The sequence below is a fragment of the Chitinophaga lutea genome (assembly GCF_003813775.1).
In the GTDB taxonomy this organism is placed as follows: Bacteria; Bacteroidota; Bacteroidia; order Chitinophagales; family Chitinophagaceae; genus Chitinophaga; species Chitinophaga lutea.
Genome location: NZ_RPDH01000001.1, coordinates 1,695,023 through 1,721,479, shown reverse-complemented (window position 1 = coordinate 1,721,479; position 26,457 = coordinate 1,695,023). Strand labels below are relative to the sequence as shown.

21 protein-coding genes are annotated in these 26,457 nt (G+C 44.6%); 1 reads left to right on the top strand and 20 read right to left on the bottom strand.

From position 1 onward, the window contains the following. Window positions 1-2: 2 nt before the first annotated feature. Entirely contained in the window at window positions 3-1,409 is a 1,407-nt protein-coding gene (locus EGT74_RS06815) for an RtcB family protein (protein ID WP_123845766.1), read from the top strand. Between the two features lie 200 nt (window positions 1,410-1,609). Here the strand turns inward: EGT74_RS06815 and fcl are convergent, their stop codons facing one another. The 20 genes from fcl to EGT74_RS06715 all read right to left on the bottom strand — a co-directional run bounded on the left by fcl (window position 1,610) and on the right by EGT74_RS06715 (window position 26,452). Next, the gene (fcl, locus tag EGT74_RS06810) at window positions 1,610-2,527 is read right to left on the bottom strand and encodes a GDP-L-fucose synthase (protein WP_123845765.1); all 918 of its coding nucleotides are present in this window, start codon (window positions 2,525-2,527) and stop codon (window positions 1,610-1,612) included. A 5-nt stretch (window positions 2,528-2,532) separates the two neighbouring features. Continuing rightward, on the bottom strand, window positions 2,533-3,645 hold the full coding sequence (gene gmd / locus EGT74_RS06805; RefSeq protein WP_123845764.1) for a GDP-mannose 4,6-dehydratase: 1,113 nt from the start codon (window positions 3,643-3,645) through the stop codon (window positions 2,533-2,535). 179 nt (window positions 3,646-3,824) lie between these two features. Next, window positions 3,825-4,952 (bottom strand): acyltransferase family protein, encoded by a 1,128-nt coding sequence (locus tag EGT74_RS06800; protein WP_123845763.1) that lies wholly within the window; start codon window positions 4,950-4,952, stop codon window positions 3,825-3,827. A gap of 313 nt (window positions 4,953-5,265) precedes the next feature. After that, window positions 5,266-7,152, bottom strand: a complete 1,887-nt coding sequence (locus EGT74_RS06795) for an ABC-F family ATP-binding cassette domain-containing protein (RefSeq protein ID WP_123845762.1) — start codon at window positions 7,150-7,152, stop codon at window positions 5,266-5,268. Window positions 7,153-7,520: 368 nt separating this feature from the next. Beyond that, a complete protein-coding gene (locus EGT74_RS06790) occupies window positions 7,521-9,104 on the bottom strand; it encodes a hypothetical protein (protein WP_123845761.1) in 1,584 nt (527 codons plus the stop codon). Between the two features lie 89 nt (window positions 9,105-9,193). Then, window positions 9,194-10,153: an NAD-dependent epimerase/dehydratase family protein gene (locus tag EGT74_RS06785; RefSeq protein WP_123845760.1), complete on the bottom strand. Its 960-nt coding sequence runs from the start codon at window positions 10,151-10,153 to the stop codon at window positions 9,194-9,196. After that, window positions 10,150-11,274, bottom strand: coding sequence for a glycosyltransferase (locus tag EGT74_RS06780; RefSeq protein WP_158618040.1), 1,125 nt, complete (start codon window positions 11,272-11,274; stop codon window positions 10,150-10,152). Before EGT74_RS06780 ends, EGT74_RS06785 begins: the two co-directional genes overlap by 4 nt. Before the next feature lie 271 nt (window positions 11,275-11,545). Beyond that, window positions 11,546-12,616 (bottom strand): glycosyltransferase family 4 protein, encoded by a 1,071-nt coding sequence (locus EGT74_RS06775; protein ID WP_123845758.1) that lies wholly within the window; start codon window positions 12,614-12,616, stop codon window positions 11,546-11,548. 10 nt (window positions 12,617-12,626) lie between these two features. Next, a complete protein-coding gene (locus EGT74_RS06770; RefSeq protein WP_123845757.1) occupies window positions 12,627-13,736 on the bottom strand; it encodes a hypothetical protein in 1,110 nt (369 codons plus the stop codon). Window positions 13,737-13,753: 17 nt separating this feature from the next. Next, the gene (locus tag EGT74_RS06765) at window positions 13,754-15,025 is read right to left on the bottom strand and encodes a glycosyltransferase family protein (RefSeq protein ID WP_123845756.1); all 1,272 of its coding nucleotides are present in this window, start codon (window positions 15,023-15,025) and stop codon (window positions 13,754-13,756) included. 40 nt (window positions 15,026-15,065) lie between these two features. Then, the gene (gene wecB, locus EGT74_RS06760) at window positions 15,066-16,112 is read right to left on the bottom strand and encodes a non-hydrolyzing UDP-N-acetylglucosamine 2-epimerase (protein WP_123845755.1); all 1,047 of its coding nucleotides are present in this window, start codon (window positions 16,110-16,112) and stop codon (window positions 15,066-15,068) included. Window positions 16,113-16,133: 21 nt separating this feature from the next. Continuing rightward, window positions 16,134-18,011 (bottom strand): asparagine synthase (glutamine-hydrolyzing), encoded by a 1,878-nt coding sequence (gene asnB / locus EGT74_RS06755; RefSeq protein ID WP_123845754.1) that lies wholly within the window; start codon window positions 18,009-18,011, stop codon window positions 16,134-16,136. Between the two features lie 12 nt (window positions 18,012-18,023). Continuing rightward, complete coding sequence (locus EGT74_RS06750; RefSeq protein ID WP_123845753.1) at window positions 18,024-19,484, bottom strand: lipopolysaccharide biosynthesis protein; 1,461 nt, start codon at window positions 19,482-19,484, stop codon at window positions 18,024-18,026. A gap of 1 nt (window position 19,485) precedes the next feature. Then, the gene (locus EGT74_RS06745; RefSeq protein ID WP_123845752.1) at window positions 19,486-20,559 is read right to left on the bottom strand and encodes a glycosyltransferase; all 1,074 of its coding nucleotides are present in this window, start codon (window positions 20,557-20,559) and stop codon (window positions 19,486-19,488) included. Beyond that, window positions 20,560-21,744 (bottom strand): class I SAM-dependent methyltransferase, encoded by a 1,185-nt coding sequence (locus tag EGT74_RS06740; RefSeq protein WP_158618039.1) that lies wholly within the window; start codon window positions 21,742-21,744, stop codon window positions 20,560-20,562. 8 nt (window positions 21,745-21,752) lie between these two features. Next, window positions 21,753-22,814: an ATP-grasp domain-containing protein gene (locus EGT74_RS06735; protein WP_123845750.1), complete on the bottom strand. Its 1,062-nt coding sequence runs from the start codon at window positions 22,812-22,814 to the stop codon at window positions 21,753-21,755. Next, window positions 22,811-23,482 carry a metallophosphoesterase family protein gene (locus tag EGT74_RS06730; RefSeq protein WP_123845749.1) on the bottom strand — a complete coding sequence of 224 codons (672 nt, stop codon included), beginning with the start codon at window positions 23,480-23,482 and terminating at the stop codon, window positions 22,811-22,813. The genes EGT74_RS06735 and EGT74_RS06730 overlap by 4 nt, the downstream gene beginning before the upstream one ends. After that, window positions 23,479-24,363 (bottom strand): NAD-dependent epimerase/dehydratase family protein, encoded by an 885-nt coding sequence (locus tag EGT74_RS06725; protein WP_123845748.1) that lies wholly within the window; start codon window positions 24,361-24,363, stop codon window positions 23,479-23,481. Before EGT74_RS06725 ends, EGT74_RS06730 begins: the two co-directional genes overlap by 4 nt. Window positions 24,364-24,392: 29 nt before the next feature. After that, a complete protein-coding gene (locus EGT74_RS06720; RefSeq protein WP_123845747.1) occupies window positions 24,393-25,499 on the bottom strand; it encodes a DegT/DnrJ/EryC1/StrS family aminotransferase in 1,107 nt (368 codons plus the stop codon). After that, window positions 25,499-26,452, bottom strand: a complete 954-nt coding sequence (locus tag EGT74_RS06715; RefSeq protein WP_123845746.1) for an NAD-dependent epimerase/dehydratase family protein — start codon at window positions 26,450-26,452, stop codon at window positions 25,499-25,501. Before EGT74_RS06715 ends, EGT74_RS06720 begins: the two co-directional genes overlap by 1 nt. Window positions 26,453-26,457: the final 5 nt, after the last annotated feature.

The window sequence follows — 26,457 nt, the reverse complement described above, 5'->3', positions numbered from 1 at the left end:
ACATGGCAAAATTAAAATTACGGGGGAAAGACCTCCGCAACATAGGATACCCCGAAGGGCCGGTGATCAGCGTGGCCATTACCGTGATGGAGCAGCATTACAAGCACCACAAACAGGAAGCCGCGCTGGAACTGTTGCAGCAGGTGCTGCAGCACCCCGAAGCGTACAAAGAAGAAGAACATCTCGGCCGCATTGCCGAAAAGCTGATCGTGGAAGAGCCCATCGAAATTCCGATCAATGCAACGCCGCTGCCGTACAGCGTTTACGGCCGCGAATTCATCGACGAAGGGGCCGTTCGCCAGATGGATTATGCCATGCGCCTGCCCGTGACCGCCGCCGGCGCCCTGATGCCCGACGCGCACCAGGGGTACGGACTGCCCATCGGGGGCGTACTGGCCACCAAAAATGCCGTTATCCCGTACGGGGTGGGGGTAGACATCGGCTGCCGGATGTGCCTGAGCATCCTGGACATCCCGGCCCCCCTGCTGGAAAAGAATGCATCGGTATTCAAGCGCGAGCTGATCGCCGGTACCGTATTCGGCGCCGGTGAAGAATGGAAACCGCGGCTGGAAGATGCCGTGCTGGAAAACCCGCTCTTTGACGAGATCGGGCTGTTAAAGCACCTGCATAACAAAGCCGCCGCCCAGCTGAGCACGTCCGGATCCGGCAACCACTTCGTGGAATGGGGGCTGGTAGATATCGCCGAGCCATGGCAAGGCCTGGAGCCCGGCCGATACCTGGGCTTGCTGAGCCACTCCGGTTCCCGCGGCCTGGGAGCGCAGATTGCGGGGCACTACACCAAACTCGCCCGCGAGATCTGCCAGCTGCCGCGCGAAGTGCAGTACCTGGCCTGGCTGGACCTGGATACCGAAGAAGGGCAGGAATACTGGCAGGCGATGAACCTCGCCGGCGACTACGCTTCCGCCTGTCATCACCAGATCCATAAACGCCTGATCAAAGCCGTGGGCGGACAGTTGCTGGCGCGGGTGGAAAACCACCACAACTTCGCCTGGAAGGAAGTGCACAACGGCGAAGAACTGATCGTTCACCGCAAAGGCGCTACGCCGGCCGGTAAAGGTGTGATGGGCGTGATTCCCGGCTCCATGACGGCGCCCGGGTACATTGTGCGTGGGCGGGGCGAAGCGGCTTCGCTGCATTCGGCCAGTCACGGTGCGGGACGGCAGATGAGCCGTTCCAAAGCCACGCAGTCGTTCACCGGGCACGAGCTTGCTAAACTACTGGCGGCGCATAAAGTGAAACTGATCGGCGGTGGCCTGGACGAAGCGCCCGGCGCTTATAAGGACATCGAGGAAGTGATGGCCGCGCAAACCGCGCTGGTGGATGTGGTGGGTAAATTTTACCCGAAGATCGTGCGGATGGCGGATGGAAGCGGGCCCAGGGAGGATTAGGGGTTTTGAAGTAGTTGATAGACAATGGTTTAGTAGAGCCCCTCCAAAGCCCCTCCGGGGATGCGCCGTAGATGAAGCACAGCCCCAGTATAGATGAAGCGTAGATACCCACAGGTGCAATTATGTTGCAAATTCGGGATAGGATATTCAAAAAATAAAGGGCAGACCTCCACGGTCTGCCCTTTTTAGTATGTTGTTACTCAGAACTTTTCTTTGTACACGCTGCAAATCCCGTCTTCGAGGTGGATGGAAGCCTTCCATCCCAGCGCCGTCAGTTTGGAAACGTCCATCAGTTTCCGTGGGGTGCCGTCGGGTTTGGAGGTATCGAATTTCAGTTCCCCTTCGTACCCGGTGATTTTCTGTATCATGCGCGCCAGGTCGGCGATGCTGAGGTCTTCCCCAATGCCGATATTGATGGGCCCCGGTTCGGAATAATGCTGCATGAGGAAATAACAGGCGTCCGCCATATCATCCGCGTGCAGAAATTCGCGCAGGGGTGTGCCGGTGCCCCAGATGGTCACCGCCGGTTCCCCGTTGGCCTTTGCATCGTGGAACTTCCGTAGCAGGGCAGGCAGCACGTGCGAGTTCTGCAGGTCGTAATTGTCGTTCGGGCCATAGAGGTTGGTCGGCATCACTGAAATAAAATCGGCGCCGTACTGCGCACGGTAGGCGTCGCAGAGTTTGATGCCGGCTATTTTCGCGATGGCGTAAGGCTCGTTGGTAGGTTCCAGCAGGCCGGTGAGGAAGTATTCCTCCTTCAGGGGCTGTGGCGCCAGCTTGGGATAGATGCAGGACGAGCCGAGGAACATCAGTTTCTTTACACCGTTGACATAGGCATGATGGATCACGTTGTTCTGGATCATCAGGTTGTCGTAGATGAACTCGGCCCGGTAGGTATTGTTCGCGACGATGCCGCCTACTTTGGCCGCCGCCAGGAATACATAATCCGGTTTTTCTTCTTTGAAAAAGGCCGCTACGGCCGCCTGATCACGCAAATCCAGTTCGGAAGAGGTGCGGGTCACGAAGTTGGTGAAGCCCGCTTTCTCCAGCCGTCTTTTGATAGCGGAGCCTACCATGCCGCGGTGGCCGGCGATATATATTTTTTCGTGTGTTTGCATGGAGATTATTCAAACTGGTTTAAGACTTTGAAACCGGCGTCTTTCAGGATCTTTTCGCGCTGGAAGAGCTCGATGTCGGCCGCCACCATTTCTTTCACCAGGCTCTGCAGGTCGTATTCCGGTTGCCAGTTCAGCTGTTTATTGGCTTTCGTAGGGTCGCCGATCAGCAGGTCCACTTCCGTAGGCCTGAAATATCGCGGGTCGATGGCTACCACTTCCTGGCCCGGTTGCAGCGGGTAAGCAGGATTGGTGCTGGTTTTTACGATACCTTTTTCGGCTGCGCCGCTGCCTGTAAATTCCAGTTCCACACCGATTTCCGCAAAGCTGAGGCGGATGAAATCACGCACCGTATTGGTGATGCCGGTGGCGATCACATAATCTTCCGGTGTATCCTGCTGGAGGATGAGCCACATCGCTTTCACGTAATCTTTGGCGTGGCCCCAGTCGCGTTTCGCATCCAGGTTGCCCATGTACAGTTTATCCTGCATGCCCAGTGCTATTTTGGCAACGCCGCGGGTGATCTTGCGGGTCACGAAGGTTTCACCGCGCAGAGGGCTTTCGTGGTTAAAGAGGATGCCGTTGCAGGCGAACATATTGTAAGCCTCCCGGTAGTTCACCGTTATCCAGTAAGCGTACATTTTGGCGACCGCGTATGGTGAGCGGGGATAAAATGGTGTTTTCTCGGATTGGGGCACTTCCTGCACCAGGCCATACAGCTCGGAGGTGGATGCCTGGTAGATGCGGGTTTTTTGCGCCAGCCCCAGCAGGCGCACTGCTTCCAGGATACGCAGGGTGCCGATGCCATCTACATCGGCTGTGTATTCCGGTGTTTCGAAGCTCACCTGTACATGGCTCATGGCCCCGAGGTTATAAATCTCATCAGGCTGCACTTCCTGGATGATGCGGATAATATTGGTGGAATCCGCCAGGTCGCCGTAGTGCAGCGTCATCTGCACATTTTTCTCATGAGGGTCCTGGTACAGATGATCGATCCTGTCTGTATTAAAAAGCGAGGTACGGCGCTTGATACCGTGCACTTCGTAGTTTTTCTTCAGCAGTAATTCTGTGAGATATGCACCGTCCTGGCCCGTAATACCTGTGATTAATGCTTTTTTCATGTACGCTGACAATTTAGCCGCGACAAAAATAGCATTTATAACCATGCTTCCAACGCCGTCCTTTACCGGCAAACCACTGATCCCGGGTGAATAGGGTACCCTGCTTGACGTACCGGCAATTTTCAAAGAAAAGGGGCCGGAATGTACATCCCGGCCCCTTTTTCCCTTATATCGAACGCTTATACGCGGACATAGATTCTCTTCTTATCCATCCACCATCCCAGCAGCCAGAGCAGCAGCACGTGGAAGATGCCGAACAGTAGCGAGCCGGGATAGTCCCCGAAAACGGGCTGGAACACATGATTGTACAGCCAGCTGTAAAGATTCTCGTTCTTTTCGCCGATGCGGAAGAGGAAATACAGCTTGACTACCACGCCGCTCATCACGTAAATGAACAGGGGGTTTTTACCGAACACCTCAAAAAAGTAGGTGCCGCGCCGCCAGCCTCTCATCTCGACCAGGTAAATCAGGATGGAGAGCAGCAGGGTGGCGATGCCTACGGTGTAGAGGGTATAGGAACTGGTCCAGATTTTTTTGTTGATGGGGAATACCGTGCCCCAGAGGATGCCCAGTACGATGAGGATGCTGCCGGCCATCACGAGCTTCAGCAGCATGCCTTTGGCGTGCCGGTTTTGCTGCACGTATTGTCCCACGAGGAAGCCGAACACCACGTTGCCGACGGAGGGCAGCGTGCTAAGGAGGCCTTCCGGTTCGAAGGGCAATCCTTCCCCACGGTACATATGGCTCTCGCCAAGTATCGCCAGGTCGACCTGCAGGCCTATGTGTCCTTCGAGGCTATACGGGTCGTTGCCGCCCAGGAACCACAGGATAGCCCAGTAGCCCAGCAGGAAGATGCAGGTGACGATCAGGGCGCCTTTGGGTTTCAGAAAATGGATCAGCAGGGCGCCGATGCCGTAACAAAGGGCGATGCGCTGCAATACACCCATGATCCGCAGGGTTTCCAGGCTTTTCAGCACGAAATTCCCCTCGCTGTCGTATTTCACGAAGGGGAACCAGTTCAAAAACAGGCCAATCGCAAAAATGAGGGCGGTGCGTTTGAGGATTTTTCCCACCACGGCGCCGTTGCTCATGGTGTTGAACTTCTTCATGGCAAAACTCATCGCATTGCCTACCGCGAACAGGAAAAAGGGAAACACCAGGTCGGTGGGCGTACAGCCGTGCCATTTGGCATGGAGCAGCGGTCCGTATACTTTGGCCCAGCTGCCGGGGGTATTGACGAGTATCATACAGGCCACAGTGAGGCCGCGGAATACATCGAGGGAAAGAAATCGCTGATTTTGGTTCATAGTCAGGTAACGGTTTAACAGATAAAACTAATATAAAATCTGAGATTCCCTAAACGGCAAAGCTGCCGGTGGTGCCGGCAGCTTTTATATGAAGTTGTATGTCAGGATTATTGAACGGAAATGCTTCCCGGTTCCTGGTGGACATTTAAGGCCCTTGCCTGTGCATCTTACCGAGGTGAGGATGACCTTATTTGTCCAGGCAGTTCGTGCCAGCTCTGGACTCATGACGAAGACTTTTATCGGGTAACGGCGCCGTTCCGGTATTTACCGGAGGCCCTTTCGTAATGGACAATGTTGCCGATACTGCATGTTCTTATGCGGATAGCTCACTCAATTCCAGCCAGCGCATCCCTTTTTCATCGAGCAGCTGTATAACTTCGCCAATCCGGAGCGAGGCCTGGTTCAACTGGTCAAAGGGCAGGTTGCCGGCAGCCAGTTGATCGTCCAGTTTCTTCTTTTCCTGCTCCAGCGCCTCGATTTCTTTTTCAAGCAGTTCCAGTTCCCGCTTTTCCTTGAACGACATTTTGCGGGCTTTGGATTCCTGCGCGGTTTGCGCCGCTGCTTCGGCCGGTTTCGGCTGCTCGGTCTTTATTTTTTCCTGGTCTTTTTCCCATTCGCGGTACTGGGTGTAGTTGCCCGGGAAGTCGCGCACCTCGCCGTTCCCTTCGAACACAAACAGGTGGTCGACCAGTTTGTCCATAAAATACCGGTCGTGGCTCACGATCACTATGCAGCCCTGGTAGTTCTGGAGAAAATCTTCCAGGATACTGAGGGTCGGCAGGTCGAGGTCGTTGGTCGGTTCATCGAGCACGAGGAAGTTCGGATTCCTGAACAGGATCGACAGCAGGTGGAGCCGGCGTTTTTCCCCGCCGCTCAGTTTTGAGATATAGGTGTATTGTTTTTCCGGGGGGAACAGGAAGAGGTTGAGGAATTGCGCCGCGCTCACTTTGGTGCCGTCGGCCAGGGGGAAGTTTTCCGCGATGTTTTTGACGAACTCGATCAGCCGCATGTCTTCCTTCACGATGAGCCCTTCCTGGGAATAGTTGCCGAAAACAACCGTGTCGCCCACGTTGATCTTGCCGGAATCGGACTTTTCGGTGCCGAGGAGCATGTTGATGAAGGTGGACTTGCCCACCCCGTTTTTGCCCACTACGCCAACGCGCTCGCCCTTTTTGAAGGTATAGTCAAACCCCTTGAGTATCTGGAGGTTGCCGTAAGCCTTGTACACTTTTTTGAGCTCGAGTACTTTACCGCCCAGGCGGGTCATTTTTACGTTCAGTTCCAGTTGCTGCTGCTCGATGCGTTTGGCGGCGCGCTCCTGTACTTCGTAAAACGCGTCCTGCCGCGACTTCGATTTGGTGGTGCGGGCTTTCGGCTGCCGGCGCATCCATTCCAGTTCCTTGCGGTAAGTATTTCGGGCTTTCTCCACGCTGGCCTTTTCGGATTCTTCACGGGCGGCCTTCTTTTCGAGGTAGTTTTCGTAATCACCCTTGTAGATGTAGAGCTCGCTGTTGTCGATCTCCATGATCTCGTTGCACACGCTGTCGAGGAAGTACCGGTCGTGGGTAACGAGCAGGAGGGTCACATTTTCCTGATCGAGGTAGTTTTCCAGCCATTCGATCATGCTCACGTCGAGGTGGTTGGTAGGCTCGTCCATGATCAGGAGGGTATGTTTGTGCTCAAAGCCTATGTCTATCAACACTTTAGCCAACGCCACCCTTTTCTGCTGACCGCCCGAGAGGGTGCCCACCGGCTGATCGAGGTGGTGGATATTGAGTTTGCCGAGGATTTGTTTCACTTTAGCGTCGAAGTGCCAGGCATTGAGCTCGTCCATTTTGGCGATGGCGGTGGTGAGGGCATGGGCGTCAGGCTCCCCTTCCTGGTCAGTAAGGTGCTCATATTCCTTGATGGCGTTGAGAATGGGATGGTCGTGGTCGAAGATGTTTTCCAGTACCGATTGATTTTCACGGAAGTTGGAGGTTTGTTCCAGCATCACCACTGTTACACCTTTGTGGATCCAGACTTTGCCTTCGTCCGGGTGTTCCTGGCCGGTGAGGATCTTCAGGAGGGTGGATTTTCCCGAACCGTTGAGCGCCACCAGGGCGATTTTGTCGCCTTCTTCAATATGGAAAGAAATATTCTGAAAAAGGGGCTTTTCCCCGTAGGATTTGGAAAGCCCTTCCACCGTTACGTAATGCATGCTGCGAAGTTAATTGTGTTTTTTCAGATTTATTTCGTATATTCATAAAGGAGAATATATGAACGGCCATAGCTAAAGGGAACCTTATTTTAAAATCCAGCGAACTTTTACGAATCAGCAAAACGTGACGGAGCTTACGTGTATGCTTCCTGTGAACATGACCAAGCCGGGGAGAGCGGGAGGATGCATTTCATTCAATGTGGATGCCCCAGTGAAACAACGGCCTTTTTCCATGTAAGATGGTATCTTTTGTTTGTCTCCCCTGGTTACGAAAGATAAAACGCCCCGGATGTGCTCCGGGGCGTTTGGTATTTAAGCCCATCGAACCAACTAGCGTTTCCAGTGTGCGCCGCCTGGATACGTGAGGATCAGAAATCGTAATAAAATTGACGGAATGAGGTTTTAAGACCCACGGAAAAGATAAACTCTTTATTATGGAAAAGTACGTTTTTTTCGCTTCGCGAAGCTGCCATGGCTTCTATTCTGAGATTATATTTCGGGTTCAGTACAAATGCGATGGAGCCATTAGCGTAGAAGAAATCAGTTTTAACACCTTGGGTGATGCGATTGTCATATTCTTTTGCACGGGTGTCGTAAGACTTGAAAATGTCACCTCCATAATTGGTCGCTTCTCCGGGATCCAGGCCATACTGCGCAAATGTAAGCTGTCCTTTGAGAAACCAGCGTTTGTAACGGTAGGAAGCGATACCGAGGACTTCCCGGAAGTTGGCTCCCATCGGGTGTGCGAGTGATTGATTGTAATGAGCATAGTTGGCGAACGTATTCCTGAATGAGTAAGTATACGGTCGCACGGCATTAAATTCTCCTTGAAGATCCAGGTTGTTCACCTTGAAAAGATCGAACGCGCGGAACCCGATTTGTGAAGCCCATTTGTTGGCCCACCATCCATCGCGGTTTATTATTTCGCTGAGTTTGAATTCGTCCAATACAAACTGGCCGTATACCATGGTTTTCGGCAACAGTTTAAATTTGGCGTTCATGCCCACCATGGCATTGTCAGAGGAGCCGGCGGAGTATTCTGCGGGGCGGAGGAAGATGATGGGATTCATATATGTCCAGTCGAATCCCCGTTTTCTGCCGGAAGAGTCGGTATTTGGCCAGATAACGGCATCAAACAGCCCGATAGTGAGTTTTTTGCTGGCATTCCAATCCAGGAAATGAAATACGCCCCATTTTTTACTATAGCCCAGATCATTGTACGCCTGCCCGAACGATTTGCTAGCAAGATCCATAAACTGTGCCCACATTGAGGTGTATTGGAACTGGCCTAAAGTGCCTGTGATCTTCAGGTAGGGGTAGCTGAAACTGATGTCCGAGAGAATGAGGGAGCGATAACCATCGCCGATGGAATTTGTACCGTATCCCATTGTAAAAGCCAGGTACCTGGAGGGGGTGTATCTAATAAGTGAATTCACATAAGCGTAGTCATAGGACTTGCCAATGTTGGTGATTTTCGGCTCTCCTTGTCCGGGTATTACTCTTCGTCTCGCAACAAAGCTATCGATGTATACAGGGAACATACCCTGATTCTCATAAAATGAACTTTCAAAATAAAATTTCGGACTGATATTGCCCATTACACGAATACCCCTTGTATTCAGCCAAAGAGTTTTGCTGCGACTGCTTTTTCCCAATTGAAAGTCGCCTTCCAGGTCTATAAACAAATTGAAATCCGGTTTACGGAACTCAAAAAGATGTTCATTAAAAATCTTTCGGTGAAACCAGCTTTGCTTTGTGGTATCCTGTTGGATATACAATGCGTTGGTATCCTCATGTAAAATCTTTCTTAATGCGGTATGATGATTTACAGTATCGATATATAATTCCCTTATATTTTCTGCATGATAAGGGGCAATCACTGGTAGTTTCTGCTGACCGACAGCGGGAACAGTGAGTGTTAAAACGGTTAATATCAGGGCAAGCTGCTTCATTCATGATGATTTGATTTCAACAGATGTCAAAAATTATGCCTTTATGTTTGAGGACATAGGCCCGCAAATACGATTTTTGCACGAATCTATTATGTACGTTTAAGAATACTTAAAATAGTTTTGTTCAGACCTTCATCTAAGCTAAATGGGGCTTTGAAACCTGATTGCCTCACTTTCTCGGCAGAGAACTGAGTGGTTGCACAGAATTTTTTTATTCTTACGGCACTTATCGAAAACTTCATCCGAAGGACTTTGGCAATAATATCCAAACTTAAACCGCCTATATAGCCAATAAAATACGGAATTCTTAAACGTAATATTTTCCTGTCCAGGGATTTTTCTGCCTGGGATACGAGTTCATTGGTTGTCATGTCGGGTTTGTCGGCATAATTAAAGAGGTGATATCCGGTCATATCAGAGACTATGCAGAATTTGATGAAAGCTGTGATATTTTCAACAAAGGCCATTGACTTTTTGTTGTTGCCGTCGCCGATCATCAAAAATTTCCCGCTGGAAATCTGATTGAGGAGGTTATAAACGTTCCCTTTATTCCCTGGTCCGAATACAACTGTTGGCCGTATGATTATAAGAGTTCTTTCTTCCGGGGCCTCGCGGTACCATGTTCTCAGTACTTCTTCTGCTTCCCATTTACTTTTGCCGTAATGGTTAAATGGATCAACCTCCTGATATTCGTCCGGGTTATCTTTATTTAAACCATACACGGCGACTGAACTGGTAAAGATGATCTTTTTTATTCCAGCTCTGTTCATTGCTTTTAACACATTTGCAGTGCCTTCCACATTTACTTTGTAGTATAAAGAAATTGGACTTACGTCGTCTCGGTGTTCTGCAGCCAATAAGATAACCCAATCCGCCAGACGCATATTGTTTTGAATTTCATTGTTGTTGCAAATATCTACCTTTACGGTAAGATGATCATATTTAGAAGATAGGGCTTTGTCCAAGTTTAAAATAGTCCAATCATTAATCATAGCATCAGTGAGGTTTGTCCCAATGAACCCAGAGCCTCCAATAATATTAATTTTCATGATATTGTATTTGCGTTTATTGTATCTTCAATTTCTTTAATTAGGATGTTTTCGTGATTTTGCCAAGAGAAATTACTGCTGACCAATTTGCGTGCATTTTCCCCAATAATGACGTATTGCGCGGGGTGAAGGGATATTTGGTTAATCAGGTCGCCCATTTTTGACGGTTCATCTTCTATTATTAGATGCTTGTTATGCTGGGCGCCAATTATAGGTCTGGCTGCCAATGAGGTGCAGACTACTATTTTACTCAACGACATTCCTTCGAGGATTTTATTTTGTATACCAGATCCGGTTTGCATGGGAGCAATAATCGCTAAGGCATGCTTCATAATTGCATATGGATTTTCAATAAATCCGGTAACTATTATGCGAGCTTCTTTAGAAGCCATTTTTAATAAGTCGATCTTGGGAGAAGTACCCAATATTACTAGGGAAATGTCTTTGTTCAAGTAGGGGAAAACTCGCTGAATGAACCAGTTGATTGCATCGATATTTGGCTGATAATCCATCTTGCCAAGGAATGCAATGAATTTTCCACCATACTTATTTGATTCAATGGCTAGGCTTTCAGAGTGATTTGGGATTGTTACTCCGTTAGGATTCCAAATAGTGGGACCAGCGTTCTTCCAATAGTCGGCTTCAAATTTATTGACAAAAAAAGTTTTTTCAGTGTTTTTGATTATTGCCTGCTCAAATCTTTTGAGTCTTCCAGCTTCAATTTTGTAAATGACTTTGTATATTAACGAGTTGGTTTTTCTGTAGGCGTCATCGTATGATAGAGCATACGAATCAACAATATCAAAAAATACAGGCTTTTTCATTGTCTGTAGATATGTTGCAGTTCTAACCATATTGCAAATAGCAAAATCGATTTCATTTTTCAATGTGTTTATGTAACGCTGTACTTGCCTCATGTAGAAATACGATACCTGCAAGGGGTGGCCGTTAAGCAGGGCACGCCATGTGTTGAGGACGGCGCTGAGTTTACCAAGCCTAAATATCTTATATGATGTAGAATGATCAGTAATAAATTCGACGGAATTAGAATCTACTTTTTCAGCAGTGATAATTACTAGGTGAAGCTCATAATGTCTGTGTAGAATCTTCACTAATTCCATACATCGCAATGCTCCCCCAGAGTAAGGAGGGAAGGGCATCCTTGGAAGAATCAATAAGCATTTTTTTCTAGAAGTAGGACTAATCATTGCTATTGAATAACGTTGTTTTTTTAAGATTATGTATTGCTATTTTATGACATTTTTCTTTTGGGTGTCTTTTTCTTTCCCTTTGTTTTAATTGAAAGAAGGTATTGAGCAGGCAATATGCGACTCTAGAGACTAAATATAAAAATTTGCTAAGTAGATGCCAATCTCTCTTACGAAGTATGTGTTAGTTTTCGATAATGTCAATCCATTCCTGCACAATCACGGCGGGTTCATACCGTATGCGCTCTACCGCCGCATTCTCAGAGAATTGGCATCGAAGTTGTTCTTGTGCTAGCAAGTCGTTTAGTCTCGAAACATATTCCTGCTTTTGACCGTTTGGTATTATATAACCAGAGATACCGTGATTTATGATCTCCCTAGGCCCTGTTTCACAGTCATAGCTAATTAAAGCACATCCAAAACACAATGCTTCGATCATTACCATGGGTAGACCTTCAAGTCGGGAGGTGGAGGCCAGTATCTGTGATCTAGCATAGAGGTCGCTGATATTTTTGGATGGTGGGATAATTTCACAATTATTGATACTCATACCGTAGTCTTTTATTTGGGATTGTAGATTATCCTTTTCTTCGCCATCGCCGACAATTAATAGCTTCCATGAAGGATATCGCATATAAAGCAATGCCCAGATTTCCAGCAGTCGTTCAAACCCCTTGTCGTAAGTAAGACTCCCTATTGCAATGATCCACTTATTTCTAGTCAGTAATGGTGGAAACGAAGGAGGAAATATGGGAGAAAAATTGCTGATTCTAACTGCATTGCTTACTCCTTTTTTGTTGAGCAGGTGCAGATCGTGATTGGTCAAAACGCAGACTGTATCAAAGCGCTTATACAGGGGAATTTTTAGCAACCGCATGATTCTACCTGCATTGTTAAAGCTTGTATGCTCGTGAATTATGAATTTTACCGGCACTTTGACGCGGTATGTTAAGTATGCGCAAAAGAAAGTCATTAGATTCATGGCTTCCCCGATTACATAATCCCAGTGTCCTTTATTGATCATTTCAATTAAATAGGACGCCTTTCTTACCTTGGATTTGTGGCCATACTGTTTTTCAAGATGACAAACTTTAACCTGTTCGTCTAGGGGGAAGTAACTTTCGCATCCATATAAAGTGGCAATTGTTATTTCGTATCTGGAATGCCTACATAACTCGTTAGCAAGTGTAGTTGTAACCCTTTCCGTGCCCCTTGGATTTTCTAATGAATAAATTATAAACAATAGCCGTTTCATCCGAGTACTTTTAGATATTAGCCTGTTTTTCCTTAGCTCTAATCAGGCACAATAATGCAAACACAACGTAAAGATAATGAAGACCATGGCCGACTGCAGAAAGAGCCGCAATCAAAAAGGGAATATATACATATAACGAGTATCCTTTAGATTTATATATTATGCTAATAATCAGTAGTATATAAGCGATGCAGCCAATAATACCTAATTCCAGGAAATATAACAATAGTATATTATGCGCATAAAGCCCTTCCAATACGGTCTCCGTTTGCCCGATACCGTTTCCGAAGAGAATGCGCACTGAAGATAATCCGCCGCTGTTTTCGTAAAGGCCGAGAATGTATAATTTACTTCGGAAACTGGGATCCTCCATTGCCTGTCCTATAATGTAGGGAAGTACGACTAATACCAATCCGAGAACTACTGCTAAACGGCTAAGTATCTGTGGAATAATATTGCTTAGCTTTACTTGAAAAAAAAGAATATGTGTTAGCATAAGAGCAAGCATCGCAGCTCGTGAAAAAGACAGAAAAACGAGAATAAAAAGTATTGTTGTATAAAATTTTAGGTTAATCTTGAAACGCTTGGATAGGAAGTATGCATAGAAATAGACAGCGAGGATCAATGCTCCGGCAAAATTCGTATCCTGGAACATAAAACTATGGAACTTAAATCGATAGAAATCAGGGCTTGTTGGAAATAAGTTTGCAAGTATAAAGCGGATGACAAATTCCGCAGATAGCATGAATGTACTGAAACGAATAAACTTTTTACTTATGTCAATGATGCCCTCAAGCGAAAATTTTTTTAGCAACTCATAGGTAATTGGGAACGCAAGAACCGATGTTAGAAAGTTAATTTCACTTTTGAGTTTCGCGCCCACTAAGAGCTGAACTAGCGCAAAAAGCAGTGCAATGACTGTAATATTAAAAGATGTTCGGTTAAAATATGCATGAACGGACTTTTCCATGAAAAGATAAACCGCGCTCACTACAAACATTAAATGGGGAAATCCAAGTGGAAGCCCAACCATATATATACCAGACGTAACTACCAGCCATTTGCTGACATTCTTTCTGAAGGAAAGCGCATTGATCTTATCTTTTGATAAAGGATTCATGTGATATATCCAACATATTAATGGCCTATTTTTTTTAATACCGCCAGGAGTTCCTCAGCCTGAACTTTTCTCGAGTATTTGCGCATAAAGTTTTCATTTAAACTATACGTATGGTTAGAGGAGAGTACAGAGGTAAGGAGTGCATTTTTTATTGTTGCAATGTTGTTTCCTAGGGCGAGTCCTGTATTGCTTTCGATAATTAGTTCACCGGCGGACGTCGACGGATCAATTCCTATGCCGAGAATAGGAGTACGGCTCATTATGTATTCAAAAAGCTTGCCAGGCAGAACACCTGCGGCTTCTCTGCGGGATGATTCAAGGAATAAAAGCCAATCGCAGTCTCTTTGTATCCGTAAGGATTCACTATAATCTACCTGACCTACAACCTCTACCCACTGGGTTACGTTATACTTGGCAATTAGGGCCTCGAGGTTCCCCATAAACTTTCCGTAGAATTGTATCAGCAGCGATCCAGATTCGAGCTTATCGGCTAACTCAAGTTCACGGATTGCCTGGAAAAGAGGACTGGGATCCCTAAAGCCAGGGTATATTCTCCCCAGATAGGCGATTTTTATAGGTGTTTGCCTTTTTTTAGCCCTTGCTTGAGTGATTGTTGAAGGAAAATCCGCTGGATCGAAGCCATTGTATATTGTCATCACCTGCTTGTCGGAATGAAGATTTAATAAGGCAATGCGAAGCGGTTCTGAAACGGTTGTGATAAGCTTGGCCCGCCTAAGTACCTTCCTTTCAATAGCCTTCTCAATGAGGTTAAAAATTCCTTTGGTGGAATAGATGTGATTTTGAGACCAGAGATCCCGATAATCTGCTACCCATATTGCGGTATTGCTTATTTTGCTGATAATGCGTGATGCAATTACGTGGCTTTGAGACGGACCAAATGAAGAGAAAATATGCGTGATATTTTCTTCTTGAGAGATTTGGATTCCCTTTTCAGCAGCTACTTTAACCCAGTTGTGGTGTTCTATTTGACTTAGTCCCAGGCCGTAATAAATATGGCGCCCAACTCGTTTCAGCAGTGCGCGCCAAGATGTCTTCGGCCGCAATTCGACCGACGATAGGGGGGAAGTCTTTTTTTCTGAGGCGATGTTCAGAAATCTGAACTTTCTCCGATATTCTAGTTCGTATATTGCGATACTTGGACTAATATCTTTTTGATAACTGAGATCGGCAGGTGCACTTTTTTTGGTCGTGAGTACCGATACTCGAACCCCATTTTGCTCCCAATATTTTGCAAAACAAAAAAGCCTAATAGATGCGATTTCGTTCAACGGTGGGAAATAATGGGTGATTATTAGGATATGCATATTGTTAGATGAGGAAATCATAAATGGTTTGTACTATTTCATTCGAATTGGTATAAGACCCATACAACATGTCATTATTTGGCCCTGGGACTTCCATAAAGAGTGAATCCTGTATTTTTTCCAAGTCATCATAAATCAAATGATTCCATCCATGCTCCAACGTTTCAATCCATTCCGTTTCTTTTCTGATTGTTAGACACTTTTTTCGGAGCCAATAGGCTTCTTTTTGCATTCCACCTGAATCAGTGATTACCCCGTTGGAATGGCGTTGATACGAGAGCGAGTCGAAGTAGCCAACCGGTGGAATCGAGACTATATTTGGATAGCTGTTTATATCAAGATTGAACTCTGTAATTCGGCCGGTAGTTCTCGGATGTACAGGGAAAATTACCGGGGCCTTGAGATTTTGAAATGCCTCGAGGAGTGCCTTCATCCTAGTTGGATTGTCTGTATTATATGGACGATGAATTGTGGCAAAATAATATGGCTTTCCCGGCAAATGATTTTTCAGAAAAGGCTCTGCGATTTTTATCATATCCTTCATAACATCGCCACATAAATGTACGTTTTGGGTGACCCCTTCGACACGTAGATTAGTCATAGCAGTTTCGGAGGGGCAGAATAAGAGATCGGAGACATGGTCCGTTAATACCCGATTGATTTCTTCTGGCATTTCTCTGTTAAAGCTTCTCAGGCCTGCTTCAATATGTATCAACCGAATTTGCAGCTTTGCAGCAGCGAGAGCTCCGGCTAATGTGGAATTTGTGTCGCCATATACGAGTACTGCTTCTGGTTGTTCGTTTAACAATATTTTTTCAATTTGAACCATCATCTCAGCAGTTTGTTCAGCATGACTCTTCCCCTTTAATTTAAACTTGTAGTCTGGAGGGTTCATTTTCAATTCTTTAAAGAAAATGTCGCTCATGTTTTCGTCAAAATGTTGGCCGGTATGGATTGTTCTGGAAATTGCAACCCGCTCCAATGCTAATTGGATTGGGGCATGTTTTATGAACTGTGGGCGAGCGCCAATAATTGAGATAATCTTTTTCACTTACTTAATTTTACTTACTATTTACTGCAAAATCATTCCGGCCATTAAGATTTGCCATGCACGGCTGTTTTTGACCGAGCCAGTTTCTTTTCTGGCATCCGAGCTCAGTACGTTTTTATGAAGAATTCGAAGGTCTACAAGTTTCGATTTGTGTTGTTCTAGCAGTTCTGTTATTGTTGGGGACGATAGCCATTCTTGCTGGGGTGGCTCATATCCAATTTTGTCTTTTCGCCAAGCTATATCAGTTGGAATGATATGCTCAAAGGATGAGCGTAACAAATATTTTGTCCAACCATTCTTTATTTTCTGCTCGGCGGGAAGCTTAAATACAAATTCAACGAGGTCATGAAAAAGAAACGGGAGACGTACTTCACGAGAATGAGCCATAGAATTTCGGTCGGCATATCGGAGTAATTCCTGAAGCCCGGGCCCTGTGGTGCTGTTATATAAAGCATGGTTTAGTCCATCAAATTTAGTATTTAAACCTGTTATAACGTCTTTGTGAGCATTAAAGAAATCTGTGTTGAGAAAGGGCGATCTTATTTGCCTGAAATGATGCATTTTTTTCCTAAGGCTACTTTTCCAAGCGCTGTTGAGATTTTCTTTTGCCCAAGCGGTAATACCTGGCTTGTAAGCCAAAGAATTAATCCGGTTATCTTGATGGAGTTGCTGATATTGTGTTAACTGTTCAACATAAATACTCCGGTTACGCTTTTTTAATTCATTAAAAAGTGTTGGATAGAAGGAGTGATATCCTGCAAAAATTTCATCTGCACCCTGGCCGTCTAAAAGCACGGTTACATTGTTTAACTTTGCTAATTGCATGACATCATACTGAACAAACACACTGGCAGACGAAAAAGGTTCTTCTTGGTGCCAGCTTAGTTTCTCCAAATGGCTGATCAATTTTGTATAATCGGGAAATGTAAAATGAGCAACTACATTTGTTTGATCGAGGACTTTTTGAATGTGAACACCTTCATCTTTTACGAACCCAGGAAATCGAGCTGAAAATGTATTTTGCTGAATAGTAGAGTTGAAAACATGATCTATGGCGCAAACAATGATAGAACTATCAAGTCCCCCTGAAAGACTTGATCCAATAGGTACATCTGACCGCATTCTTCTGTTGATTGATGTGAACATCAGTTCGCGTAGATCATTCTCCGCTCTTTTTTCCGAAATTCCATAGTCTATATTTTGATAGTCAATATCCCAATATCGCTCAACTGTAAATTGCAGTTCGGATAGTTTGAGCTTACCGTAGTGGCCCGCTGGCAGCCTGAAAACATTTTTAAAAAAAGTTTGGGACGGATCATTAGCGTTCTGCACATCTCGGTTAATAAGATATCGGTATAACATATCGTAACTCACTTCTTTAGGGAGCCCGTAGCTCCATAGCTCCTTCATTTCAGATCCGAATACAAAGAGTTCTCTAGGTACGTATGCGTAGTGAAAGGGCTTCTCTCCAAAGCGATCTCTGGCAACGAATAACTCTTTTTCCTCTTCATCCCATATCGCGAACGCAAACATGCCATCAAGATACTGCAAGCATTTTTCTTTATGACGATCATACAACGCAAGTAATACCTCGGTGTCAGAAGAAGACTGAAAGGCATAGCCATATTTTTGCAATTGCTCCCTTAGTTCGACAAAGTTGTATATTTCCCCATTGAATGTTATTGTATATCTCCCATTGCGATAATGCATTGGCTGGTGGCCCATATCGCTAAGGTCAATGATTGAAAGCCTTCGGTGGCCAAATCCAACACAACCGTCATCCGAAATCCAGAACCCCTCGCCATCTGGACCTCTATGAGCAATCACATCAGTCATTGCTTGCAATTTATCTCTAGATACATTTGCTTCATTTGTTACGATTCCTGCAATACCACACATAGATTTATAACGCTATTTTGACAAGTTGAATTTGGCAATCAGTTGTAAAATTATCCTTCTATTGAGAATAAAAATCAGACCTAGATATAAAATTACTGTTATAACCTTGAAAATAAAACTTATTGTATTAACCTCCTGTATAAAATACTGTGAGCATATTCCTATAGATATTGATAATGAAATTGTCATGTATATGTTAAAAAAATTATATGGAATGAAGTATGCTTTTTGCGACTTGTAGAATAAATAGGATGTTACTAGTGCTTGACCGACTAAAACCGCTGTAGCTGCACCTTGAATACCAAAATTTGGGATTAGTGTTAAAAATAGCAGCAATGTAGTGATAGCACCGCTGATGACAGCTATTGCATAAGGGTAGGTTGTTTTTACTATCGTTATACCAAGAGTCGCTACATAGGACAGGCCAATGAATATCACGTTGAAACTGAGAATACCAGCTACCCAAGTTGCAGGTAGATAGGCAGGTGTTGTAAAGATTAATATAATTTCAGGGCTAAATAAGATCACTAGTAAGCCAAGTACAGACATGATGGTGGTATACAATATGCCCGCGTTTGCATAGGTATTCTTGGCATCTGGCTGATTAACAATTGAATAGGCGAAGGGGCCCCAAGCTTGCTGGAAGGCCCCCGTAAAAATAGCTACACCGGAAGCAATATTTACACCCATGTTGTAAAGGCCTACGGTGGATTTGTTCGTGTAGAAGTTTAAAAAGTAGCTTGCGGAGGAAGTGATGCACCAAAATGCAATGGATGCTGGCACTAACGGCATGGCAAACCTCAACATGTTCTTGAGCACCATTAACTTGAAGTATCTGATGCTGATGACATCTTTGACGATAATAGCCGCAATAATAGAAAAAATAATATTTGTAATTACGACACCCGCTAAGGTACCAGTGATTCCCATTTTAAAGTACACAACAAGAAGCATGCTCAGCAGTACTGTTGTAATGCCGAGGCTACAGCTAAAGATAGTGGTTGTTTTAGCTTTTCTCTGAACTCGTAACCAGTTCGTAGCGATATTGGGCAGTATATTGCAAGTAAGGCCGATGGATGGTATAATTATATTAATCTTATTATCTGTATCGCCTGTCAACAGTTGACTAACCTTTGTTGAAGTAGCAAGAAAGATAGACATAACAATCAATGCTACGACTGTTTGAAACCAAAACCATCCAGCAAAGGCTTGCTTTTGGTTATTGGGATTCGCGGAATCGTAAAACCATCGGGCTGATGCGCTGTCTAACGAAAAAACTAAAAAAATAGAAGTCAGAAGGAATGTAGCGTTGATAAGATTAATCACGCCGTATTCGGCTGGAGTAAAGTAACGCGCGTATATTGGTATTAGAAAGAACCCTGCAAATTTTGTTACAACATTTGCAAGCCCATATATTACACTATCAGAAGTTAAGGTTTTTAAATTTCTCCCTACTGCACTTGATGAGCCCATCCTATTTCTGTTTCTTTAGTGAACTAAAAATCTCTATTATCTGGCGAGCTATTTTCTCGCCATCGTGGTATTTTTCTGCATATTGACGGCTCTTCATACCTATTTCATGCCGAAGCTTTGCGTTTTGTAGGAGGGGAACCAGTTTGTTATATAGGCTTTTCGGACTGGCGTTTATTATAGGGCAGTCCTGGGGTAACACCTCAAGCATTAGGTCCATCAGGAAGCAAACTACTGGTTTGCCCATTGCCATTGCTTCAGATGCTGCCAAACCATAATTTCCGAAAATTATCTGGTCAATGAAGATATCCGACGTCGCGGTAATCTTTAGTACTTCTTCCCGAGGAACATCAGTGATTTCAATATATTCAAGTTCGTATGTTTCCTTCAGCTTCGAAACGGTTTCCCGTATGTGCTTTGTGCCCTTTGCAGAATGAGAGGAAGGAGTGTGTACTAATACCGCCTTTTGTTTGTTTGGTAATGGATACGCAAGCGGAAGTGCACTGAAATCTATCCTTTGCATTACACTGAATGTTTGTTTAAATAAACCTGGTAATAAGTAGAGCATCATTTCCGGGGAAAGTGCTGGTACCGCATTGGCAGCGGCAAATTTCTTCTGAATACGGTAGCTTTTCTCTTGGGATTCATCCTTATAAGGATAGTCTTCTTGCCAAGCTTTTTTATAAAACTCGTTGTGTCGGAAAATTAGTTCTGGAATTCGGATGTCGCTTCCCATCCATTCAACTAGGAGCGGCTTTTTGAGCAGCTTAATAAGTTTTAAGTCCAGTTGGAAGGGGAGGGCAGAATCCCACACCCAGTAAACGTAATCCGCCCAAAGAATATATTTTATGATAAAAAACACCTTGACGCTGTCGTAGTAGAGCTTCAGGAAAGGGTTCTTCCATCGATTTTTATAGGTTTTTAGAACCTTTGTATGCTGATTGTGTGTCCAATATTTATTATCACTAATCGACAGCGCTCTCGCGTCGGCAAGGCCTAACCTATTAATGACGCCAGCGGTTGTTGCAGGGAGCGTGGCGATGTTGTCCGGCAAAAATGCAACTCTTTTCCTTCTCATCTATTTTACATTTTTTGACGAATAGATCTCGCTCCAGGTAATGATTTTTGTTTGTCCACTAAGGCTCGCCTCTAGTTCGCGTTTTATTTTTTCTCCAAATGTACGCGACATGATTAACAGGGTGTCTAGCGGTTTGTGGATTAGGTTCTTTCTTGATTCGATGGGGATATTCAAACAAGGGAAATACTTGTTTTCATATTTTGGGTTGTCATCAAAAAAGCGAAGGTTATCTATTGGCTGTGATAGCATTATTTGCGGTAGGATATTCATTATCCGAGGCGCAACGAAAATTCCAATCGATTGGTTGAGGCGTTCTTTAAGTAGCTTCTTGAGTATATTAATGCCCTCCTCAGCTTTATACTTGAATCCCTCAGCTGCTTGAATAGACTGCTCTATGCAGAGGTGGTCTACTTCGGCAGATTGATTAGAAAATGTACAGCAAGCATATACGTCACCGCCGAATTTCGCCAATCCAGTAATGACATTATCAGCGCCGGCACGTTTTAAGGTGTTGATAAGTGTATGTGTTGTAAAATAACTCCAATGCTCATGTATAAAAATGGAGATATCTCCGGCCTTGATAAAGGGTTCGCAATCCGGCACACCAATAATTAGTCTTCCTCCCGGGGCAAGAGCTAATTTGATCTTTTCCAAGAAGTTCAACGGGTCCAAAATGTGCTCAAGCACATTATAGGCTATTATAATATCGAATTGTTCTGTTACTTTTTCGGATGGGAAAAAGTCATGGATTATTGGAACGTTGTATTTGAACGCTCCTTCTTGACAATGAACTCCGGGCTCGATTCCTAATACATTTGCGCCTTCATGCTGAAGCCGAGATAGCAGGTAGCCGCTTCCGCAACCTATTTCTAGTATTTTGGCCCCTTGTAACTTTTCCTTATTATCAAGGATTTGGCAGATATATGCCAAAAAATCATCGGCATAGCGTTTACCAATACCTTCATCTTCCATCATACCAGATATTTGCGACCCAAGTTTGTAGGCTTCGGTAAGCGCTATCTCTGTTTGGGCGTTATACAACTGGTAGAGCCTTCCGGATTCTACTTCGACTGAGATGCTGAAAGGGAGGCTATCAGGCAATCCAAATCCGTTGTGAGGTGCAGTGAGCGGCCCCCAGTAAAAAGGTAATTCGCCGGCATGCCATATGAATTGTTTATTGTTCATATTCATTTTCATTTGTCTTTTTTCGGGAGATATTCCTCATCTAAGCCTCTAATCACGTAGCCCTCGTCGTATTCGAAGTTTCTTTTTATGGGTTCGTTGAGGTAATGGTGCCTAATCATTAGATCTGGTTCATTAAATCCTACCATTGCTCTCATAGAACTTGTGCCAGAGTACCTTGGATTTATTTCAAAGATATACACCTTACCATTTACAAGCCTGCACTGAATATTAAGGGGCCCTGTAGACCCAATTTTTTGGGCAATCTCTTCACATTGCTTAGTGACAAGAGGGAATCTTCCTATCTCGCCTTGCGAAATTCCACTACTGATTATAAGATGCTCACCCAGTTCTGAGCGCCCACTCGTATTTTTGACTTTTATTCTGTTGCCGAGGCCGCTGGAAATAAAACGATTGATAGCAATCGAATTGATCAGTTTCCCGTTCATATCACTAAGCACACCTACGGTGTACTCGCTTTCCGGATCACCCACGTATTCCTGTGCTACAAACTCGTTGTAAAAACCGAGCAGATATTTTACAAATGCAAAGAGTTCATCTTTGGATTGAACTATCATCGTGTTGGCTGAACCGCCAGCACCGGTATTTGGCTTTAAAACCAACGGAAAGGTACCAATCTGGTCAATGTCAGAAAGGCAGGTAATTTTATATGTTTTTGGATATGGGATATTGTTTTCACGGAAAAACTCGGCTGTTTTGAATTTATCGAGACAGGTAGCTATTACTTTGTCATTGTTAATAGGAAAGAATATCCCAGCATCGATGATTTGTTGGCGATGTTTTGAAAGCTTTTTCAGTTCCGCTTCTGATCCACAAAACAGCACATTGACTTTTTCCGCTGCGCATATGGAAAGAACTTCGTTGATGTAGTTGCTACTGCTAGCGGGAGGTACGATAAAAGCACGCTTGACTTGAGAAAGCCCTTTGCTTATAGGAGTTACGTCCGCGGCAATTATATCTAGCGGTAGCTTTGAAAGTTTTAATGCTTTTAATGTTTGTTCGCCTAATCCTCCTCCTCCAACTCCAGTAACTAACACTTTAATTTGATTCATTTTTTTCTTTTTAGACAATTAATTACATCGAGGTGAATCTGATCCTTGTATCTGGCAATGATGGCATCTTCATTAAATGGTACTTTAATTTGTTGCACCGCTCTCGTTTCCGTATCAAAAACGGTCACACATGCGTTGTTGCCAATATCCCTTGGCAGGCCGCAGGAACCTACGTTAACTAACGTGATGTTAGGGCGGGTGAGTAAAAATGGGCGATGGGTATGCGCCATAAATAATATATCGTAAGGGAGCTTATCAAATCTTTCGTCCACATCATTCTCATAGACATAGCCCTGGAGGTGGTCCCATGGGCTACCATGTACTAATCCCACAAAGGTGCCATTTTCCGTCAATGAAAACTGTGTTGGTAGTGAACAAATGAACCGGAGCTGGGCGTCAGATAAGTTCTTTTTTTGTGAAGTAAGTCGATATATTTCTTCTTTCTTGGAATCAATGGGAAGCAACCCAGCCACCATTGCATCATGATTGCCAAGAACCATATCTATCCCTTTTTTAATAATGATGTCCAGAATTTCATTCCCTTCTGGCATATATCCAAATGCATCTCCAAGGAACATGAGTTTGTCGCAACGTCGATCAAGGAATGAAAGACATTTCTCGAAAACTAATAGATTTCCGTGTGCATCCGATAACAGCCCTATAGTCATATCAGTTTTCTGTTTTGTATCAAATCACTTAATCCTTGGTAAAGGCTGATCTGAGGGTTCCACCCTAAAATTTTCTTGGCCTTGCTAATATCGTATGATGCTTTATACGCTTCTTGAGGATCGGGCGAGCCCGAGGGTATAATCCTACTCTTACAATTTTCAACTTGATGCACGATGAGACTAGCTAATTTTTTCATCGTGACTGGCGCCCCGCTACTGATATTAAAAACTCCCGAAGTGAAAGTTCGAGTTTTTATTAGGCTCCTTATCCACCTCCCAATATCTTCCACATTGGTAAAGTCTTGCATCCTTTCGCCGTTTCCATGATAGAAGAGATCTTCATTATTAATGGCTCTATCTGCAAAAATATTCATTACTGATCGTTGTCTCATGTACCGACCGTACGGTGCATTAACGCGCAGAATCAGGTGTTGCGGAATATGCGTTGCTATCAATCCCTCGCTTTCTAGTTTTTGTTTGGCGTATAAGGAAGGGGTTTTCGTAGGATGGTTTTCGCTGATTCCCATTTCGTTGCCCTGATAGCCATATACAATCGTACTGGAGAAGTAGATCAACGCAGAATTCGTTGTTTTGCATAACGAAATAACATTTTCATCGATTCTGCAATTCAGTGAGTATATTTCGTCGTCTGTGTTTGCGCCTGAAGGGATATTGGCTGCGCAGTGAATGACAACATCCGGTCGAATATTTTTGTAGGTCTCAATAAATTTGGGCAAAGACAAATCTGCTTGAATAAATCGTATATTTTCAGAAGTGAGAGGTACTGTCCTTACTATACTCGATAAGTTACAATCATTACTGATGCAATTTGAAATGGCGGCGCCGATCAGTCCAGTCCCTCCTGTAATTAATACATTCATCTTTGCTTGGTTTTATCTCTTAAATTTAATTAAGTGCTCTTTATCAAGGTGTTTACACATACGTGGATATCTTGCGGCGTTAACCCTTCGTAAAGAGGTAATGCAAGTCCCTGGAGGTAAGCTTTTAGGGCGTTCGGAAAATGCCTGTGGCAGTCCAAGTTGTACTTTCGGCGAAACGAGTTCATAAATGGCATGCACTGAGCACCATAGTTTGTTCCGATGCCGTATGACCGCATTTTTTCTATTACATTCCCGCGATCAATGTAGTCAGGAATTAGGATATGAAATGTTTGCCATGTGTGATTTTTCCCTGGAGGTACGGACGGCAATTTAAATTGAGGGTACGCCTTTAGCTCTGAAAGGTAAATAGCAGCAAGTTTTTGCCTTGTTTCAATAATTTGCGGAAGTCGTGCAAATTGGCTATTAAACAAGGCCGCCTGGAAATCCGTCAGGCGGTAGTTGTATCCAAAATCACTGAAATCTATCTCGCCGTCCTTCATTTGTATACCATGATTGCGAAGTATCTGAACAGTCTTATGCAGATCCGGCTTATTGGTTAACAAAGCCCCTCCTTCGCCGGTAGTAATGGCCTTACGAGGATGAAACGAAAAAGAACCAAAATCGCCAAAAGTACCAACGTGCCTGCCATTTTCAGTAGCTCCCAAGGCACACGCAGCGTCCTCAATCACGTGAAGGCTATATTTTGCAGCGATATTCATAATTTCTCCAATTTCTGCAGATAGGCCAAATTCGTGGACGGGTATAATAGCCCTAGTTCGAGTGGTAATGGCTGCTTCTATTAGTGTAGGATCGATGTTGAAAGTATCTATGTCGATATCTACAAAAACCGGCGTGGCGCCTATGAGTTCAACGACATTGGCGGTTGCCATAAACGAGAAGGCGGGGACGATCACCTCGTCCCCAGGGCCTATGCCGAGTACTTTTAGTGCTAAATGCAAAGTTGCGGTTCCATTGCTAAGAGCTGATGCAAATTTGCCTTGAAATGTTTGAATCAGTCGGTTTTCAAGTTGTTCTACGTGCTTGCCCTGAACTAGCATGCCAGATCGGAGGACTTCGCAGACTGTTTTTATGTCGTCCTCCGTAATATTTGGACGCATTAATGGAATAAAGCTCATTACAGTGATTTAAAGTACTCAGCAGTTTTCAGAATTCCTTCTTCAAGATCAACCTTGGCCTGGAATCCAAGCAGCTTACTTGTTTTTTCAACGCTAGGAATTCTAAGTTCAATGTCAGCCGACAGTGCGGGTTTAAATTCGATTTTTGAGGTGGAGCCAAGTATTCTGCAAACGGTTTGGGCAAGGCCTAAGGTTGTGATAACTGCACGGGCATTGCCGAGGTTGAAACTTTCACCGATGGCAGCCGGGTTTTCAAGACATTCGAGCAGGCAATCAACAAAATCATCAACATAGCACCAAGCTCTGATCTGACTACCATCTCCATATATGGAAATATTTTCGCCTCTAAGGGCTTTTTTAATGAATATCTGGATGGCTCCTTCACCCGTTTGTCCGGGACCGTAAACATTAAATGGACGGACCGTAACAACCGGTAAGTTAAATTGCTTATAGTAGGCGTGAGCTAGGTGTTCGCCGGCGAGTTTACTTACGGCATATACCCAGCGAGCCTCACCGGCACTGCCAGCAACAGTCGTACTGTCCTCAGTGGATTTGAATGCAAAAGAACCAAAAACTTCTGAGGTGGAGAAATCTATAAAGCGATCTTTCACGTTATTCCGCTTCGCTGCTTCGAGCGCATTGGCAGTTCCAATCATGTTGACACGCATAGTGCGCACGGGATCCTTGACAACAGTGTCAATGCCGGCTATGCCGGCAGCATGCACAACTATTTCGGTCCCTTTCATTGCTTCTGTAAGTAGTTCAAGATCCAGTACATCTCCTTTCACGATTGTAATATTAGGGTGGCTTGCATATGCACTACCCGAAAGGGTATCTCTATGGAAGTTGTCGTACACTGTAATTTTATTACGGTCAACAAGTTGACTAATTAGGGTATTGGCAATGAACCCTGCGCCGCCCGTAATAAAGATGTTTTTACCGTTAATAGCCATTTTTG